A 15,104-nucleotide genomic window follows, 5' to 3' on the forward strand; every position below is an offset into this window, starting at 1 on the left:
AAGTGCCATGAAACTTCTGATCGTCGAGGACGAAGCCCGGTTGCGGTCCACCCTGAGTGCCGGATTGCGCGCCGAGGGCTGCACGGTGACCGAAGCCGCCGACGGAGTACAGGGCCTGCGGCTGGCCTCGGAACAGCAGTTCGACGTCATCGTGCTGGACATCATGCTGCCCGGTCTCAGTGGTTACGAGGTGCTGCGCCGGCTGCGGACCCGGGAGGTGTGGACACCCGTCCTGATGCTCACCGCCAAGGACGGTGACTACGACCAGACGGACGCCTTCGAACTCGGTGCCGACGACTATCTGACCAAGCCGTTCTCGTTCATCGTGCTGGTCGCGCGATTGCGGGCGCTGATGCGCCGCAGCGCGACACAGCGACCGGCGTTGATCACCGCGGCAGATCTGACACTGGACCCGATCCATCGGTCGGTGTCACGGGGACAGACGCCCATCGCGCTCACCCCCAGGGAGTACGGCCTGCTCGAATATCTGATGCGCCACAAGGACGTCGCCGTGGCCAAGGCCGAGTTGCTGCACAACGTGTGGGACACCCATTACGACGGACCGGACAACGTGGTCGAGGTGTATGTCGGCTACCTGCGTCGCAAGATCGACACACCGTTCGGCACGAACACCATCGAGACGGTCCGCGGTGTCGGCTACCGCGTCGTCGGCGGCAACTGAACCTTCACCCGGGCACCACCGCCGGGGCGTTCCTCGATCCAGACCCGCCCGCGGTGCGCGGCAACGATTTCGGCCACGATCGCCAGACCGAGCCCGGAACCGCCGGCACTGCGCGAGCGGTCCCCGTCCAGCCGGACGAAGCGGTCGAACACGCGTAGCCGATCCGGCTCGGGCACCCCGGGACCGTCGTCGCCGACCGTGAGCACCGCACCGCCGTCGCCGTTCGCCGGGGCACCGACGGTGATCTCGACAATCGACGCCGCGTGCCGGGCGGCATTGTCGATCAGATTGCGCAGCACCCGGGCCAGCGCCTCGGCATCGCCGGTCACCCTGGTCGGCGCCACCTCACAACGGACCTCGAACGAGGCGGTGCGGCGCAGGGTCCGGGCGGCCTCGATGGCCAGATCGTCGAGGTCGACATCGCCGAACCTCGCGGCCGGCCCGCGCTCGTCCGCCCGCGCCAGCAGCAGCAGGTCGTCGATGAGGCCGGCCATCCGGTGCGCCTCGGGCAGCAGCGTGTGGTCGGCGAGTTCCGAATTCAGCAGGTCGGGGTGCGCCTGGGCGACCTCGAGCGCCGAGATGATGGTGGCCAGGGGGCTGCGCAGTTCGTGTGAGGCGTCGCCGACGAACCGCTGCTGGGCCGCGTGCCCGGCCTCGATCCGGGCCAGCATCTCGTTCATCGTGAGCGCCAGCGCGGCGATCTCGTCTCTGCTGTCGGGCACCGGGACCCGGCCGGACAGATCGGAGGTGGTGATGGCGGCGACCCGGGAGCGGATGTCGTCGACCGAGCGCAGTGAACGTCGCACCAGCAGGTAGGTGGCGCTCGCCGAGACCGCGATGACGACAGGCGCCGCGACCGCCAACGCGATGGCCACCGTGCCCAGCGTGTCCGTCACCGTCGCGCTGTCCTCGCCCACGAGCACGATGTACCGCTGGCCGTGCACATCGGCGACGGTCTGCGTGCTGAATCTGCTCTGCCCGTACTGCGACACGTGTTGAGACGCGCCGGAGCTGATGTCGGCGAGCGGGATCAGCGGGGTGGCGGGTGTCGCGGCAGACCGCAGGACCACCGCTCCGGCGTCGTCGATGACCTGCACCGCGTTGATACGCCCGTCGGTGATCAGCAGGTGGTCACCGACCGCCTGCGGACCGCCCGCGGCGATCTGTGCCACCAGTTGCGCCACGCGTGCGGCCGCGGCGTTGTCCGCGCTGCTGAGCATGGAGCGGTACAGCACCGCGGAGAGCATCAGGCCCGCGATTCCCAGTGCGACAAACACCACGCTGGCCGCGACGAACGCGGACCGCGCCGATATCCCCCAGGTGGCGGGGCGCACAAGTTCTCGTCGCATCTCCCCCAGATTGCACCAGATCACCGACAATGTTGCGGTGTCCTCCGCCGTGGCAACCGACAACGCACAGGTGCACGACTGGTTTCTGCGCCGGGGCCTGCCGCTGGTGCTGACCCGGCGGGTCCGGTCCCGCGCGCTCGTCGAGCGGTCCGCCCCGATGATCTCCGCGGTCGGCGCCCTGACCGCGGTGACGATGCTGCTGGCCGAGGTCACCGACGGGACCCCCGACCACGGTTACGCGGTGCGCCTCGGGGTGATCGCCGCCGTGCTGCTGGCCGCGCCGTTCGCGCTGACGGGCCTGCACCGGCTGGACAGTCGACTCGGCGAGACCGGCCGCCGCTCGGCGGCCTGGGTGGTGATGGCGATCTTCGTGGCCGTCATGCCGTTGACGGTCAGCGGGTGGACCGGCGAGGCGGCCGCCGAGGCGCCGGTTTTCGTGCTGATCTCGCTGCTGGCGATCTGGCTCACCTATCTGGGGTTCGGATCCATCGCGTCCTGGGCGTTTCGGTTCGCCTGGATTCAGCTGGGCGCGCTGGGCACGCTGATGAGTCGTGCGCTCCCGCTGCTGATGTTGACGGTGGTCGTCTATTTCACCGGCGAACTGTGGCAGCTGGCGGCCCGGATGACCCGGCAACGGCTTTGGCAGACAATCGGTTTCCTGGCCCTGGTGGCCCTGGTCTTCGTCGTCACCACGATCCGCGACGAGGTCCAGGCGCTGCGCGACGACCGCGCCGAGCAGACCGATCCGGCCCGGTTGCTCGCCGGGACCCCACTACAACCGGCCCCGGGGCACCAACCGGCACGCACCGCGCTGTCGCGCGCCGAGAACATCAACGTGGTCGCGATCATGGTGGTGTCACAGGCGATTCAGGTGGTGTTGTTCACGGCCGGACTGTTCGCCTTCTTCCTGGCGCTGGGCATCATCGCGATCCCCGATGACGTGACCGTGTTGTGGTCGGCCGAACAGAGCTGCCCGGTCGGAACCCCACCCTGCGCCGGCACCTGGTTCGGCGTGCACATCCCGATACCCCAGACCGTCGTGCACACGTCGCTGTTCGTCGCGGTGCTGTCCGGGCTCTATTTCACCGTCAGCACCAGCGTCGACCCCCTCTACCGGCAACGGTTCTTCGACCCGCTGATCGCCGATGTCGCGGTCAGCCTCGCCGGCCGGGACGCCTACCTGGAGCTGGAATCGGGTGAGAACCGCACGGCCCCAACCGGTTCCGCCGAGCAGCAGGAGAGCTCCGAGCACCCCCACGACGGACAGGCGGTCACCGGCGAGCCCGATCCCGACGAGGACGGCCCACAACGGCTCGGTGCCGAGCAGCAGGCTCACCCGAGCCGGTGAGGTCCGGCCCAGGGCCCACATCTGCACCCAGAACGCGAACACCGTGCACGCGACCGCCAGGTACACCGTAAGGATCCATCCACTCGCGGACACCCGGGTGAGGGACCCGAGCTGGCCGCCCGCCGCGGCGAACAGGGCACACAGCACCGTGACCGTCGCCAGCTGGACGAACGTCGTTGCCGCCGGATCACTCTCGCGCCGCGCGGTGGTCCGGTCGATGACGGTGACGTGGACCGCTCGCAGCACCGCGGCCACCCCCACCAGCAGATCACCGGCGCCCGGGGCGGCCCATCCCCCCGACTGGGTCAGCAGCGCGCAACCGAGCACCGCGCACCCGGCCGCCGCATAGAAGGCGGGTGGCACAGCGGCGCGTTGGCACAGCGGAGTGAGGACGATGGTCAGCGCCACGATCAGTCCCGCATTGGACGCCGAGGTCATGGTGACTCCGTAGGTCTCGCAGAGCAGGACAGCGGTGAGGATGGCGCCGAACAGCACGCCAGAACGCACCTCGGCCGGGCCGATCCGCCGCAGCCGGCGATGGATCAGCATTGCCAGCACCACCACGGCGATGCCGAAACGCACCGCCAGAAAGGCGAATACGGAGTCCGCGGTGACCGTTTCCTTGGCGGCGAGGTAGCTGGAACCCCACACCACGGCCACCGCGAGCAGGGCGAGATCGACGCGGCGCATGGGCCCAGCTTGGCTTCGAGCAAGACATCAGTCAATCTAATGATTCTTATCTATCCATGTAGAATTCCTACATGGATGCCCATCGGCTACGGATGCTGCGCGAACTGGCCGATCACGGCACTGTGGCGGCCGTCGCGGACGTGCTGTCGATGACCCCGTCGGCGGTATCCCAGCAGCTCAAGATCTTGGCGCGGGAAGCCGGCGTGACACTCATCGAACCCTCGGGGCGACGAGTGCGACTCACCGATGCCGGGCGCGTGCTCGTCGGCCACGCCGAGACGGTACTGGCCGCACTGGACCGCGCCGCGGCCGATATGGACGCCTACCGCACCACCGCGCGCGGTGAGGTCAGCGTGTCGTTCTTCCCGTCCGGGGCGGCGATGCTGTTGGCGCCGTTGATCATTGCAGCCCGGGCACGAGGCGTGGAAGTGATCGGTCGCGATATCGACACCCCGGCCGCACGGGCGCCGCAACAACTCGCCGAGTTCGACGTGGTGGTGGTGCACCGCGATGATCGCGATATCGCCGAGTGGGGGCCCCGGCTCAGTGTCGTTCCACTGCTGCGCGAACCGCTCGATGTGCTACTGCCCCCGGGGCATCGGTTGGCCACGCAGCACCGGATCCAACTGTCCGATCTGGCCGCGGCCGACTGGATCGGCGTCGAGGGCGGGCTGATGGTCGATGACGTGTTCAAATCGATCGCCACGCTCACCGGCGTGCCGGTGCGGATCACCCAGCGGGTCAATGACTTCCGCGTGGTCGAGGAATTGGTGGCGGCAGGGTTGGGCATCGCGCTGATGCCGCGGTACGTCACGCTGGCCCGTGACCTGGTGCGCCGGCCGATCGGTGACATCCGCCTGGCCCGGCGCGTCGAAGCGGTGACCCGCGTGGGCGCCGACGCCCGGCCGGCCATCGCGCTGGTGCTCGAGGAGCTTCGTGCGATCGCCGCCGGGGTGGCCGGTCAGTCGATGAGCGAGTAACTGTTCGCGAGGTCGTCCTGGAGCACACTCGCAGGATGCGTGGTGGTGTCCACGGCGATCGACGACGCCGGCACGTGTGTCTCGTAGCGCCAACCGGGCGGCGAGGCCGGCGAGATCGTCGAGGCCGAGTGCCGGGTCGACGGTCTGGCTGTAGGTCTGCATGATCCACCGCCTGCCGTCCGGATCGACCAGCTGGTACACCGGGCGGCCCGCATCGAAGGTGAAGACGGCCTTGCGGTCCACCTTGTTCTCGGTGTAGGCCGCCGGGTTCATCGACGCGAGTTGCACCGTGGCCTGACGGTTCATCTCAAGGCCACCGAATGTCTTGCGCTGCATCGATTCCCTGTCGGCTTTTCCGATACCGCTCATCAGCCAGTACCGAGGCCCGTTCAGGATCGCCGCGACCGCCCCGGCCTCCGCGGCAATCGCCGTGGCGTCGAGCCGATCCCACAGCTCACCGGGACAGTCGTTGAGCGGGAAGGTGTTGTAGACCGTCGCCTGCGGACCGGACTCCGTCAGGTGGACCAACAGCACCTCGCCGTAGCGCAGGCCGAACACCCCGTCGCTCACCGAGACGTCGTCGGACACGTCGCGCCCCTAGAGGTACTGCCCAAGGTTCGACTCGGTATCAATAGCACGGCTGGCGCTACTGCTCTTGCCGGTGACCAGGGTGCGGATGTAGACGATCCGCTCCCCCTTCTTGCCCGAGATCCTGGCCCAGTCATCGGGATTGGTGGTGTTGGGCAGGTCCTCGTTCTCGGCGAACTCGTCGACGATCGAGTCCAGCAGGTGCTGGATCCGCAGCCCGCGAGAACCCGTCTCGAGCACCGACTTGATCGCGTACTTCTTCGCCCGGTCCACGACGTTCTGGATCATCGCCCCGGAGTTGAAGTCCTTGAAGTACATGACTTCTTTGTCACCGTTGGCATAGGTGACTTCCAGGAACCGGTTGTCGTCGATCTCGGCGTACATCCGGTCGACGATCTTCTCGATCATCGTCTTGATGGTGAGCCCACGATCACCGGAGAACTCGGCGAGGTCGTCGGCGTGCACCGGCAGATTCTCGGTCAGGTACTTGCTGAAGATGTCCTGTGCCGCTTCGGCATCCGGGCGCTCGATCTTGATCTTCACATCCAGGCGTCCCGGCCGCAGGATGGCCGGATCGATCATGTCCTCCCGGTTGGAGGCACCGATCACGATGACGTTTTCCAGGCCTTCGACACCGTCGATCTCGCTGAGCAGCTGCGGGACGACGGTGGTCTCCACATCGGAGCTCACGCCGGTGCCGCGGGTGCGGAAGATGGAGTCCATCTCGTCGAAGAACACGATCACCGGCGTACCTTCGGAGGCCTTCTCGCGGGCCCGCTGGAAGATCAGCCGGATGTGCCGCTCGGTCTCGCCGACGAACTTGTTCAGCAGCTCGGGGCCCTTGATGTTGAGGAAGTAGGACTTCGCCTCGCGGGAATCCTCCCCGCGCAGTTCGGCCATCTTCTTGGCCAGCGAGTTGGCGACCGCCTTGGCGATGAGGGTCTTGCCGCACCCGGGCGGGCCGTACAGCAGCACACCCTTGGGCGGACGCAGCGAGTACTCGCGGTAGAGGTCCTTGTGCAGGAAGGGCAGCTCCACGGCGTCGCGGATCTGCTCGATCTGCCTGGTCAGGCCGCCGATATCGCTGTAGGCCACATCGGGCACCTCTTCCAGGACCAGGTCCTCGACCTCGGCCTTGGGGATGCGTTCGAAGGCATAGCCGGCTTTGGTGTCGACCAGCAGCGAGTCGCCGGGCCGCAGCTTGCGGGGCTTGTCGTCCTCGTCGAGTTGCACCTCGACGCCCTCGGGCAGGAACTCCGCGGCGACCAGCGGCTCGGCCAGCCAGACGATGCGTTCCTCGTCGGCGTGGCCGACGACAAGGGCCCGGTGGCCGTCGGACAGGATCTCGCGCAGGGTGCTGATCTCACCGACGGCCTCGAAGGCGCCGGCCTCGACCACGGTGAGCGCCTCGTTGAGGCGCACGGTCTGCCCCTGCTTGAGCGTGCTGGTCTCGATATTGGGCGAGCAGGTGAGCCGCATCTTGCGACCGGAGGTGAACACGTCGACGGTGTCGTCGTCATGGGTGGCCAACAACACGCCGTAGCCGCTGGGCGGCTGTCCGAGCCGGTCAACCTCCTCACGCAGGGCCAGCAGCTGCTGCCGGGCCTCCTTGAGGGTGTCCATCAGCTTGGCGTTGCGGGTCGCCAGGGAATCGATGCGCGCTTCCAGCTGGTGCACGTCGCGGGCGGTTCGCAGGCCGCTGGACGCTCCGACGGCGTCTTCCAACTGTTCGCGCAGCGCGGCCGCTTCGCGGCGCAGGCGCTCTAGTTCGGCAGCATCGTCGCTGGAGATGGATGTGCTCAGATCGTCGCTGAAATCCTCTGAACGCTCTGACTCACTCATGTTGCGCTCCCTCCCGCACCGAATGTTGGTGCAGTAACAACTTCAAAGCTACCGGCGATTCAGCCTTTGTGTGCGGTCTAGGAATTCGACACACCAGCAACCCTTGTTAACCTCATTATCGAGTTGGCCCAATCGAAAGGACCACTGTGTTCCTGAAACCCCTCGTGACCGGTCTTGCCGCCGCTGCTGTCGTTGCCGGTGCGGCCGCGGGCGGTGTGACGACCCTTGCATCCGGAGCGGCGCCCGCCATCACCCCGGTGGTGTGGGACATCCCGATGCCGCAGACGCCGGCACCGCAGCTGGAGGCGCCTCTGGTGCAGACGCTGAACGGTCTGGCCGGCCCCGGTTCGTTCTCCGGCAAAGCCGCCTACATCCAGGGCGGCCTGGGTCGTTTCGAGACGATCGCCGCCGATCGCGCCTATCGCAACGCCGCGGCCAAGGGGCAGTTCCCGCTGACCTTCGCCCTGACCGACATCGACGAGGGTGAGGGCTTCGCGACCGCGAACGTCACCGCCACCGCGGCGACCGGCTCGTCCGCTTCGCAGCCGGTGACGTTCGTCGCAGGCCCGAGCCCCACCGGCTGGCAGATCTCCAAGGACTCCGCCCTGGCGCTGCTGTCGGCCGTCTGACCCCCAGTCATCGGTGTACCGCCACCCGGTAGCAGTGCTGAGTGCCGCCATCTCGATGGCGGCACTCGGGCTGTCCGGGTGCAGTGCCGATCCCGTGCCACCGGCCCCGACGGCCACGGTCAGTTCCGTCGCCGCCCCACCCGGCGAAGCGGCGCTGCCCGCCCCCGAAGCGCTCACCGACGTCCTCTCCCGGCTCGCCGACACTTCGGTTCCCGGCGAGCAGAAGGTCGCCCTGGTGCAGTACGCCACGCCCGATGATGCTGCCGCACTGGACAACTTCGGTCGGGCACTGTCCGACAACCGGCTGTTGCCGCTGACCTTCACCGCCACCGATCTGGCCTGGGCGCCCGACGCACCGGGTGACGTGGTGGCCACCATGACCGTCAGCTCGGCGGCGTCACCCAACCCGCAGCCGCGGCCGTTCGTCTACCCGATGCGGTTCACCCCGACACCCAACGGCTGGCAGATGAGCCGCGACACGGCCAATCAGCTCCTGGAGATGGGCACGAAAACCCCGCTGCCGACGCCGACACCCCCACCGGCGCCCCCGCCGCGCTGAGGTGCGCGGACTATTCGTCGGCTTCCTGAGCTCGCTTCTCCACCTCCGCGGCCACCTGCGCCTGCCGTTTGCGGCGCAGCGGCGTCGGTGTCACGGTGCCCGGTGCCAGCTTTCGGGCGCTGATCAGGAACGCGGTGTGCCCGCGCATGTTGTGTTGCGGTCGGACCGCCAGGCCCACCACGTCCCAGCCCCGCTGTAGCGACTCCCAGGACCGGGGCTCGGTCCAGCACTGCTGTTCGCGCAGCGCCTCCACGGTGCGGGAGAGCTGCGTCACCGTGGCGACATAGACGATGAGCACCCCACCGGCGATCAGGGCCTCGGATACCGTGCCGAGCACCTCCCACGGCGCCAGCATGTCCAGCACCACCCGATCCACCTCGCTCGCCCCCGGTACCCGGCTGTGGTCGTTGAGATCCGCGATCCGCAGGTCCCAGTTCGCGGGGCGCTCGCCGAAGAACGTCTCGACATTGCGAATCGCGTGCACGGCGTGGTCGTCGCGCACCTCATAGGAGATGACCTGGCCCTGCGGGCCGACGGCGCGCAGCAGTGAGCAGGTCAGGGCGCCCGAACCGGCGCCGGCCTCCAGCACCCGCGCGCCGGGAAAGATATCGCCCTCGTGCACGATCTGGGCGGCGTCCTTGGGATAGATCACCTGCGCACCGCGCGGCATCGACAGCACGTAGTCGATGAGCAGCGGACGCAGCGCCAGGAAGGCGTCACCGTTGGCGGACTTCACCACGCTGCCCTCGGGCTGCCCGATCACGTCGTCGTGGGCGAGGGCGCCCCGGTGGGTGTGGAACTCCGCGCCGGGCGCGAGCACCATCGTGTAATGCCGCCCCTTGGGGTCGGTGAGCTGAACACGATCGCCGACGACGAACGGACCGGTAATAGACACGGAGTATCAGACTGCCAGACGCGCCGTCCCGGCTGCCAACCGTTGTCGGTGGGCGACCCTAGGCTGAGACCATGAGCGTGCCACTGACGTTGCGGCGCCCGGCGCTGTCACCGTCGCGTGCCGGGGATTTCAAGCAGTGCCCGTTGCTGTACCGCTTCCGCGCCATCGACCGCCTGCCCGAGCCGATGTCGGTCGCCCAGGTTCGGGGGTCGGTGGTGCACGCCGCGCTGGAACAGCTCTACGGACTGCCCGCCGCCGACCGGGTCCCCGACACCGCGCTGGCACTGGTGGGGCCCGCCTGGGATCGGATGCTGTCCGAGTCGCCGGAACTCGCCGAGCTGGATCCGGCACTACGCGACGGTCTGCTGGCCGACGCCCGCAAGCTGCTCTCGGGTTACTACCGGCTGGAGGATCCGACTCGGTTCGACCCGCAGAGCTGCGAACAGCGGGTCGAGGTGGAACTGAGCGACGGCACGCTGCTGCGCGGTTTCGTCGATCGCATCGACGTCGCGTCCACCGGCGAGCTGCGAGTGGTCGACTACAAGACCGGCCGGGTGCCCTTCGCCGAGGCCAAGGCGCTGTTCCAGATGAAGTTCTACGCGCTGGCGCTGCTGCGCTCGCGTGGCGTGCTGCCCGCCCGGCTACGACTGATCTACCTTGCCGACGGTCAGATCCTCGACTACACCCCCGAAATGGACGAGCTGACGGGTTTCGAACGGACGCTGATGGCGATCTGGCGGGCCATCCAATCCGCGGGGGCGACAGGCGATTTCCGCGCGCAGCCGTCGCGGCTGTGCGACTGGTGCAGCCATCAGGCGCGGTGCCCGGAATTCGGTGGCACGCCCCCGCCGTATCCGGGTTGGCCCACCTCCACCGGACCGGTGGAGACCCCTGCATGATCGACTGCCACTACCGCCGGACGGGTTCGGACGGCGACCTCGCGGTGTTCGAATCCACCCTCGGTACGGCGAGCAACTGGGATTCGGCGATTCAGCACGGGTCACCACCGCTGGCGCTGATGACCAAGGCCATCGAGGACCTGTGCGCCGATCGCCCCGAACTGCGGGTCGGCAGGCTGGTGCTGGACATCCTGGGCGCCATCCCGGTGGCGCCGGTCAAGGTGCGCGCCCGCGTGGTGCGCCCGGGCGCGCGCATCGCCAAGGTCGACGCCGAGATGCTCGCCACCCGGCCGGACGGGACGGATCGGGCGGTGGCCACCGTCAGCGCCTGGCTGCTGTCCACCAGCGACACCCGAGACGCGGTGACCGACCGGTATCCGCCGCTGGTGGAGGGCGAGGCGATGGACAGCCCGCACGGCTGGGCCGGTGCACCGGGGTACCTGGAGACGGTCAGTTGGCGCGCCCAGCGCACCGCCCCCGGCGAGGCGGCGGTGTCCTGGATGAGCCCCCTCGTGCCGCTCGTCGATACCGAGCCGTTGACCGATCTGCAGCGGCTGGCGATGGTGGTCGACTCGGCCAACGGGGTGGGCGCCGCGCTGGACCCGACCGAGTTCGTGTTCATGAACACCGACACCGCCGTCCATCTGCACCGCGCCCCGGTGGGTTCGGATTTCGCGTTGCGCTCGCGTGGATCGATCGGTCCCGACGGCATCGGGGTGACCAACGCCGAGATCTTCGACCGGCACGGTTTCATCGGTACTTCGGCCCAGACGCTGCTGGTGCAGCGGCGGTAAGGCATGGCGCGGCATCGCATCCAGGGCCCGGACGGTGCCACATGGACCGTGCGCCGACGCTGGCTGCCGTGGCGGCGCCCGATCTCGCTTCGGGAGATGCTGCACAGCCCGTCAGCCCCATCGGGTGGCGCCGGCGATGTCCCGCCGGACGACGAAGCGAGCGAACCGGGCCCGGTGCTGCAGGTACTGCAACTCACCGTCGGTGTGGTGCTCTGGTTGGCGATCGGCGCGGGCAAGCTCATTTTGTACACGCTCGCGGTGGTGCTGGTGCTGGTGATCTGGCTGCTCGACACCGGGCTGCAGCTGGTGGTGTTACCGATCATGCTGATCGCCCGCGTGGCCGGTCTGGCGCGCTGGCCAGTCCAGATCGAACGTGAGTACAAGCACATCCGCACCGACTACGCCGACGGGTTCGGTGCCGCAGAGAGCTTGCGCGAGGATCTGTCGGCGCAGGTGGCGGCCGGCCTGATCATCGCGCCACCGGCATGAAGTATTGCATTGCATCTATATAGACGCAATGCAATACTCGAATCATGGATGTGTTCGAAGCCGTCGCCGAACCCAGTCGGCGCACCCTGCTCGACGCACTGCGCGCCGGTGAGCGCACCGCGGGTGAGCTCGTCGCGACCCTGCCGAACCTGACCCAGCCCACGGTGTCGCGTCACCTGCGCGTCCTGCGTGAGGTGGGCCTGGTCGAGGTCCGCGCCGACGCCCAGCGCCGGGTCTATGCGCTGCGGGCCGACGGATTGGTCGAGATGGACCGATGGATCGAGCAGTACCGCCAGTTCTGGTCCGCTCATCTGGACGCCCTTGAGCGTCACCTGGATCAAGGGCGCGCGAAATGACCTGCCACGAAGGCGAACTCACCGTGCAGGGCGAGCTGGCCACCCTGCGCTTCGAACGCCGACTGGCCCACCCCGTCGCGGCCGTGTGGGCCGCGATCACCGATCCGGTGCAGCGCGGCCAATGGCTGGGCGCCACCACCATCGCCGACGGGTTCATCGAGATGACCCCCAACGGCCCGCCGTATCCACCCGAGCGCACCAGGGTGTCGGGTCGGATTCTGGTCTGGGACCCGCCGCATGTCTTCGAACACGTGTGGCAGCAGCCGATCCTGGGTGCCCATGGCGGAGTGGTCCGCTACGAGTTGAGCCCCGACGGAACCGGCACGTTGCTGCGGTTCAGTCATCGCGGGCTGTCGGTGCCCGGCGCCAGGGGTTTTCACCCCGGCACCCACGCCTTTCTCGACCGGTTGTCCGCTCATCTGGCCGGACAACCACTGCCCGACTGGCAGCAGCGCTACCGCGAAGTCGCCGACACCATCAACAGTTAGGAGAGGTCATGTCCGCCAACGTCGTCCCGCAGGTGGCGATCGCCTGCCATTCCGGCTTCGGGCACACCGCCACCCTGGCCCACGCCGTTGCCGACGGGGTCCGGCGGGGCGGCGGCCGGGTCAGTCTCCTGCCCGTCGACGCGTTGACGCCGGCCGACTGGGACACCCTCGACGGCGCCGACGCCCTCATCTTCGGCACGCCCACCTACATGGGTAACGTCTCGGCCGGATTCCAGGCCTTCGCCGAGCAGACCGGCCGGCGCTGCATGGAAGGCACGTGGCGCGACAAGGTCGCGGCGGGGTTCACCAATTCCGGCGCCAAGAGCGGTGACAAGGTTGCCGCCCTCATCTCGTTGTCGGTGTTCGCAGCCCAACACCATATGCATTGGGTCAGTTTGGGTTTGAGCCCGGGATGGAACGGTGCCGGTGGTAGCGAACACGACCTGAACCGGCTCGGTTTCTGGCTCGGCGCGGGCGCGCAGACCGATGTCGACGCGAATGCCGATCAGGTGCACCCGGCCGATGTGCGCACCTGCGAACACCTCGGACACCGGGTCACGGTGGTCACCGCGCAGCTGCTCGCCGGCCGGGCGGCTACTGCAGCGGCGTGAGTTCCTGCAGCATCGTCGGCACCAGTTCGCTCACCGTGGGGTGGATGTGCATGGTGCGCGAGATCGCGGTGTAGGGCAGCTTCGCGGTCATCACGTCGAGAACCAGGTGCACCACCTCGTCCCCGCCCACGCCCAGGATGGCGACCCCCAGGATCTCCTTGGTGTCGGCGTCGACGACGACCTTCATGAAGCCCTGGGTCTCGCCCTTCTCGACGGCACGACCCACCCGGGTCATCGGGCGCTTACCCACCAGCGCCTTGCGCCCGGAACGACGCACCTGCTCGACGGTCAGCCCGGCACGTCCCAGCGGTGGATCGATGAACAGGCCGTAGGTGGTGATGCGATCGCTGACCCGGCGCGGATCGTCGTCGAGCAGGTTGGCGGCGACGATCTCGTAGTCGTTCCACGAGGTGTGGGTGAACGCGCCCTTGCCGTTGCAATCCCCCATCGCCCAGATGTGCTCGGCGGTGGTGCGCAGCTGATCGTCCACGACGACATAGCCCCGGGAGTCGGTCTCGACGCCGGCGTGCTCGAGGCCGAGGTCGTCGGTGTTGGGCCGGCGCCCGACCGCGACCAGCACGTGGCTGCCGATGACGGGTTCGGCACCGGCGTTCGGGCTCACCGCAATCCTGTTGTCCCGCTTCTCGAATCGGATATCGGTGGCATCGGTGTGCACCGCGATCCCCTCGGCCTCCAGGATCCCGCGGATCGCCGCCGAGACGTCCTCGTCTTCCCGGGAGGCCAGTCGCGGCCCGCGTTCGACGACCGTCACCTCCGCGCCGAAGCGGCGGTACATCTGCGCGAACTCCAGCCCGATATAGCTGCCCCCGATGACGACCAGGTGCGCGGGCACGGTGTCGAGCGCCAGGATGGAGACATTGGTCAGGTAGTCGATGCTGTCGAGGCCGGGCAGGTCTGGCACCGACGCGCGGCCACCGACGTTGAGGTAGAACCGGTCGGCGCGCAACAATCGTCCGTCGACGTCGATGGTGTGCGGATCGACGAATCGGGCGTGCCCCCGGATCAGGCTGGCGCCGTCCATCCCCTCCAGCCAGCTCTCGACGCCCGCCCGGTCGTCGAGCATGATCTTGTCCTTGCGGGCCTTCACTTTCGCCATGTCGAGGCTGACGTCACCGGTGCCGATCCCGTACTCGGCGGCACGGCGGGCCGAGTGCGCGGCGTGCGCGCTGGCCACCAGCGTCTTGGTGGGGATGCACCCGTTGTTGACGCAGGTGCCGCCGACCAGTTTCCGTTCGATCACCGCGACCCGCTGTCCGGCGTCGGTCAGCCTGGCCGCCAGGGGCGGGCCGGCCTGACCTGCGCCGATGATGATGGCATCGAAAGACTCTGTGTTGCTTGGCATCTCGTTGTCCCGGCGTTACAGCAGCGAAGCGGCGGCGGCGACGGCGAAGCCCCCGATCACGGCCACCACGTCCTCGGTCAGGGCGATCGGCAGGTCACGTCCGCCGATGCGGGCCACCAGCCGGGTGCGGGCCTCGGCTCCGCCGAGCGTGCCGAGCACCGCCCCGATGATGCCTGCGCCGACACCGGAGACGATGGTGCCGGTCTTGGCGTGGTAGATCGCTCCGGTCACCAGGACCGCCGCGGCGAATGCACCGGTGAGCAAACGGGCGCCGAACTGTGGCGGCACTTTTCGGCTCGGCGTGGACGGCAGCTGATCGGTGACCAGCTCGACGACGAGCAGGATGGTCAGCACCGTCAGGGTGATCGGGTGGGTCAGCCAATGCGCCCAGGTGCCGTCGAGTGAGATCCAGCCCAGCGCGCCGGCCCAGGCCACCACCGCGGGTGGAGTGAGTGCCCGCAGCCCGGCGACGACACCGATCAACAACGCGAGTAGCAGAACCACCACCACCGTCATACCCGGGACGCTAACACGCTCGGTGT

General features: G+C 68.3%; 16 protein-coding genes and 2 pseudogenes. 11 read left to right on the forward strand and 7 right to left on the reverse strand.

Translation table 11 applies throughout. The annotated features are described in order from the left end of the window. The first annotated feature begins 7 nt into the window (after positions 1-7). Positions 8-682 (forward strand): response regulator transcription factor, encoded by a 675-nt coding sequence (locus tag H7J86_RS30000; protein ID WP_267295428.1) that lies wholly within the window; start codon positions 8-10, stop codon positions 680-682. Here H7J86_RS30000 and H7J86_RS30005 read toward each other — a convergent pair. Next, complete coding sequence (locus tag H7J86_RS30005; RefSeq protein WP_267295430.1) at positions 658-2,031, reverse strand: sensor histidine kinase; 1,374 nt, start codon at positions 2,029-2,031, stop codon at positions 658-660. The genes H7J86_RS30000 and H7J86_RS30005 overlap by 25 nt on opposite strands. Positions 2,032-2,068: 37 nt before the next feature. Between H7J86_RS30005 and H7J86_RS30010 the strand changes: the two genes are divergently transcribed. Beyond that, entirely contained in the window at positions 2,069-3,379 is a 1,311-nt protein-coding gene (locus H7J86_RS30010) for a hypothetical protein (RefSeq protein ID WP_267295432.1), read from the forward strand. Here H7J86_RS30010 and H7J86_RS33670 read toward each other — a convergent pair. Continuing rightward, a pseudogene (locus H7J86_RS33670) lies at positions 3,311-4,069 on the reverse strand (DMT family transporter); the annotation flags it as partial. The gene H7J86_RS30010 and the pseudogene H7J86_RS33670 sit on opposite strands and share 69 nt — an antisense overlap. A 71-nt stretch (positions 4,070-4,140) precedes the next feature. Between H7J86_RS33670 and H7J86_RS30020 the strand changes: the two are divergent. Beyond that, positions 4,141-5,049 carry a LysR family transcriptional regulator gene (locus H7J86_RS30020; RefSeq protein WP_267295436.1) on the forward strand — a complete coding sequence of 303 codons (909 nt, stop codon included), beginning with the start codon at positions 4,141-4,143 and terminating at the stop codon, positions 5,047-5,049. Here H7J86_RS30020 and H7J86_RS30025 read toward each other — a convergent pair. Together H7J86_RS30025 and arc are read right to left on the reverse strand one after the other, a co-directional pair. Beyond that, positions 5,031-5,619: pseudogene (locus tag H7J86_RS30025) on the reverse strand (hypothetical protein). The gene H7J86_RS30020 and the pseudogene H7J86_RS30025 overlap by 19 nt on opposite strands. A gap of 27 nt (positions 5,620-5,646) precedes the next feature. Further along, positions 5,647-7,479 carry a proteasome ATPase gene (gene arc / locus H7J86_RS30030; protein WP_090357748.1) on the reverse strand — a complete coding sequence of 611 codons (1,833 nt, stop codon included), beginning with the start codon at positions 7,477-7,479 and terminating at the stop codon, positions 5,647-5,649. A 146-nt stretch (positions 7,480-7,625) separates the two neighbouring features. Here arc and H7J86_RS30035 point away from each other — a divergent pair, with 146 nt between their 5' ends. Both H7J86_RS30035 and lppK read left to right on the forward strand, forming a co-directional pair. Continuing rightward, positions 7,626-8,108 carry an MTB12 family secreted protein gene (locus tag H7J86_RS30035; protein WP_090357750.1) on the forward strand — a complete coding sequence of 161 codons (483 nt, stop codon included), beginning with the start codon at positions 7,626-7,628 and terminating at the stop codon, positions 8,106-8,108. Positions 8,109-8,121: 13 nt separating this feature from the next. Further along, positions 8,122-8,667: a lipoprotein LppK gene (lppK, locus tag H7J86_RS30040; protein ID WP_504928629.1), complete on the forward strand. Its 546-nt coding sequence runs from the start codon at positions 8,122-8,124 to the stop codon at positions 8,665-8,667. Positions 8,668-8,677: 10 nt separating this feature from the next. Here the strand turns inward: lppK and H7J86_RS30045 are convergent, their stop codons facing one another. Then, positions 8,678-9,562, reverse strand: a complete 885-nt coding sequence (locus H7J86_RS30045) for a tRNA (adenine-N1)-methyltransferase (protein WP_267295440.1) — start codon at positions 9,560-9,562, stop codon at positions 8,678-8,680. A gap of 71 nt (positions 9,563-9,633) precedes the next feature. On the opposite strand from H7J86_RS30045, the gene H7J86_RS30050 reads away from it, so the two are divergent. From H7J86_RS30050 to H7J86_RS30075, 6 genes are read left to right on the forward strand one after another with little or no spacing between them, the layout of a single operon-like run. Then, on the forward strand, positions 9,634-10,461 hold the full coding sequence (locus H7J86_RS30050) for a RecB family exonuclease (protein WP_267295442.1): 828 nt from the start codon (positions 9,634-9,636) through the stop codon (positions 10,459-10,461). Further along, positions 10,458-11,255 (forward strand): thioesterase family protein, encoded by a 798-nt coding sequence (locus tag H7J86_RS30055; protein WP_090357779.1) that lies wholly within the window; start codon positions 10,458-10,460, stop codon positions 11,253-11,255. Before H7J86_RS30050 ends, H7J86_RS30055 begins: the two co-directional genes overlap by 4 nt. A gap of 3 nt (positions 11,256-11,258) precedes the next feature. Then, on the forward strand, positions 11,259-11,744 hold the full coding sequence (locus H7J86_RS30060; RefSeq protein ID WP_267295444.1) for a hypothetical protein: 486 nt from the start codon (positions 11,259-11,261) through the stop codon (positions 11,742-11,744). Between the two features lie 44 nt (positions 11,745-11,788). Next, positions 11,789-12,100 (forward strand): ArsR/SmtB family transcription factor, encoded by a 312-nt coding sequence (locus tag H7J86_RS30065; RefSeq protein WP_267295446.1) that lies wholly within the window; start codon positions 11,789-11,791, stop codon positions 12,098-12,100. Further along, on the forward strand, positions 12,097-12,588 hold the full coding sequence (locus H7J86_RS30070; protein WP_267295448.1) for an SRPBCC family protein: 492 nt from the start codon (positions 12,097-12,099) through the stop codon (positions 12,586-12,588). The genes H7J86_RS30065 and H7J86_RS30070 overlap by 4 nt, the downstream gene beginning before the upstream one ends. A gap of 8 nt (positions 12,589-12,596) precedes the next feature. Next, positions 12,597-13,199 (forward strand): flavodoxin family protein, encoded by a 603-nt coding sequence (locus tag H7J86_RS30075; RefSeq protein WP_267295450.1) that lies wholly within the window; start codon positions 12,597-12,599, stop codon positions 13,197-13,199. On the opposite strand, the gene H7J86_RS30080 is transcribed toward H7J86_RS30075, so the two are convergent. Further along, entirely contained in the window at positions 13,183-14,562 is a 1,380-nt protein-coding gene (locus H7J86_RS30080) for an FAD-containing oxidoreductase (protein ID WP_267295452.1), read from the reverse strand. The genes H7J86_RS30075 and H7J86_RS30080 overlap by 17 nt on opposite strands. A gap of 15 nt (positions 14,563-14,577) precedes the next feature. Next, positions 14,578-15,078, reverse strand: a complete 501-nt coding sequence (locus H7J86_RS30085; protein WP_267295454.1) for a DUF4126 family protein — start codon at positions 15,076-15,078, stop codon at positions 14,578-14,580. Positions 15,079-15,104: the final 26 nt, after the last annotated feature.

Origin of the sequence: Mycobacterium hackensackense (genome assembly GCF_025822555.1) — a bacterium.
In the GTDB taxonomy this organism is placed as follows: Bacteria; Actinomycetota; Actinomycetes; order Mycobacteriales; family Mycobacteriaceae; genus Mycobacterium; species Mycobacterium fluoranthenivorans.

Excerpts from the sequence above, each read along its gene's own strand:
- H7J86_RS30000 (WP_267295428.1), top strand. The coding sequence starts at position 8 with ATGAAACTTCTGATCGTCGAGGACGAAGCCCGGTTGCGGTCCACCCTG.
- H7J86_RS30005 (WP_267295430.1), bottom strand. The coding sequence starts at position 2,031 with ATGCGACGAGAACTTGTGCGCCCCGCCACCTGGGGGATATCGGCGCGG.
- H7J86_RS30020 (WP_267295436.1), top strand. The coding sequence starts at position 4,141 with ATGGATGCCCATCGGCTACGGATGCTGCGCGAACTGGCCGATCACGGC.
- arc (WP_090357748.1), bottom strand. The coding sequence starts at position 7,479 with ATGAGTGAGTCAGAGCGTTCAGAGGATTTCAGCGACGATCTGAGCACA.
- H7J86_RS30050 (WP_267295442.1), top strand. The coding sequence starts at position 9,634 with ATGAGCGTGCCACTGACGTTGCGGCGCCCGGCGCTGTCACCGTCGCGT.
- H7J86_RS30055 (WP_090357779.1), top strand. The coding sequence starts at position 10,458 with ATGATCGACTGCCACTACCGCCGGACGGGTTCGGACGGCGACCTCGCG.
- H7J86_RS30060 (WP_267295444.1), top strand. The coding sequence starts at position 11,259 with ATGGCGCGGCATCGCATCCAGGGCCCGGACGGTGCCACATGGACCGTG.
- H7J86_RS30065 (WP_267295446.1), top strand. The coding sequence starts at position 11,789 with ATGGATGTGTTCGAAGCCGTCGCCGAACCCAGTCGGCGCACCCTGCTC.
- H7J86_RS30070 (WP_267295448.1), top strand. The coding sequence starts at position 12,097 with ATGACCTGCCACGAAGGCGAACTCACCGTGCAGGGCGAGCTGGCCACC.
- H7J86_RS30075 (WP_267295450.1), top strand. The coding sequence starts at position 12,597 with ATGTCCGCCAACGTCGTCCCGCAGGTGGCGATCGCCTGCCATTCCGGC.
- H7J86_RS30080 (WP_267295452.1), bottom strand. The coding sequence starts at position 14,562 with ATGCCAAGCAACACAGAGTCTTTCGATGCCATCATCATCGGCGCAGGT.
- H7J86_RS30085 (WP_267295454.1), bottom strand. The coding sequence starts at position 15,078 with ATGACGGTGGTGGTGGTTCTGCTACTCGCGTTGTTGATCGGTGTCGTC.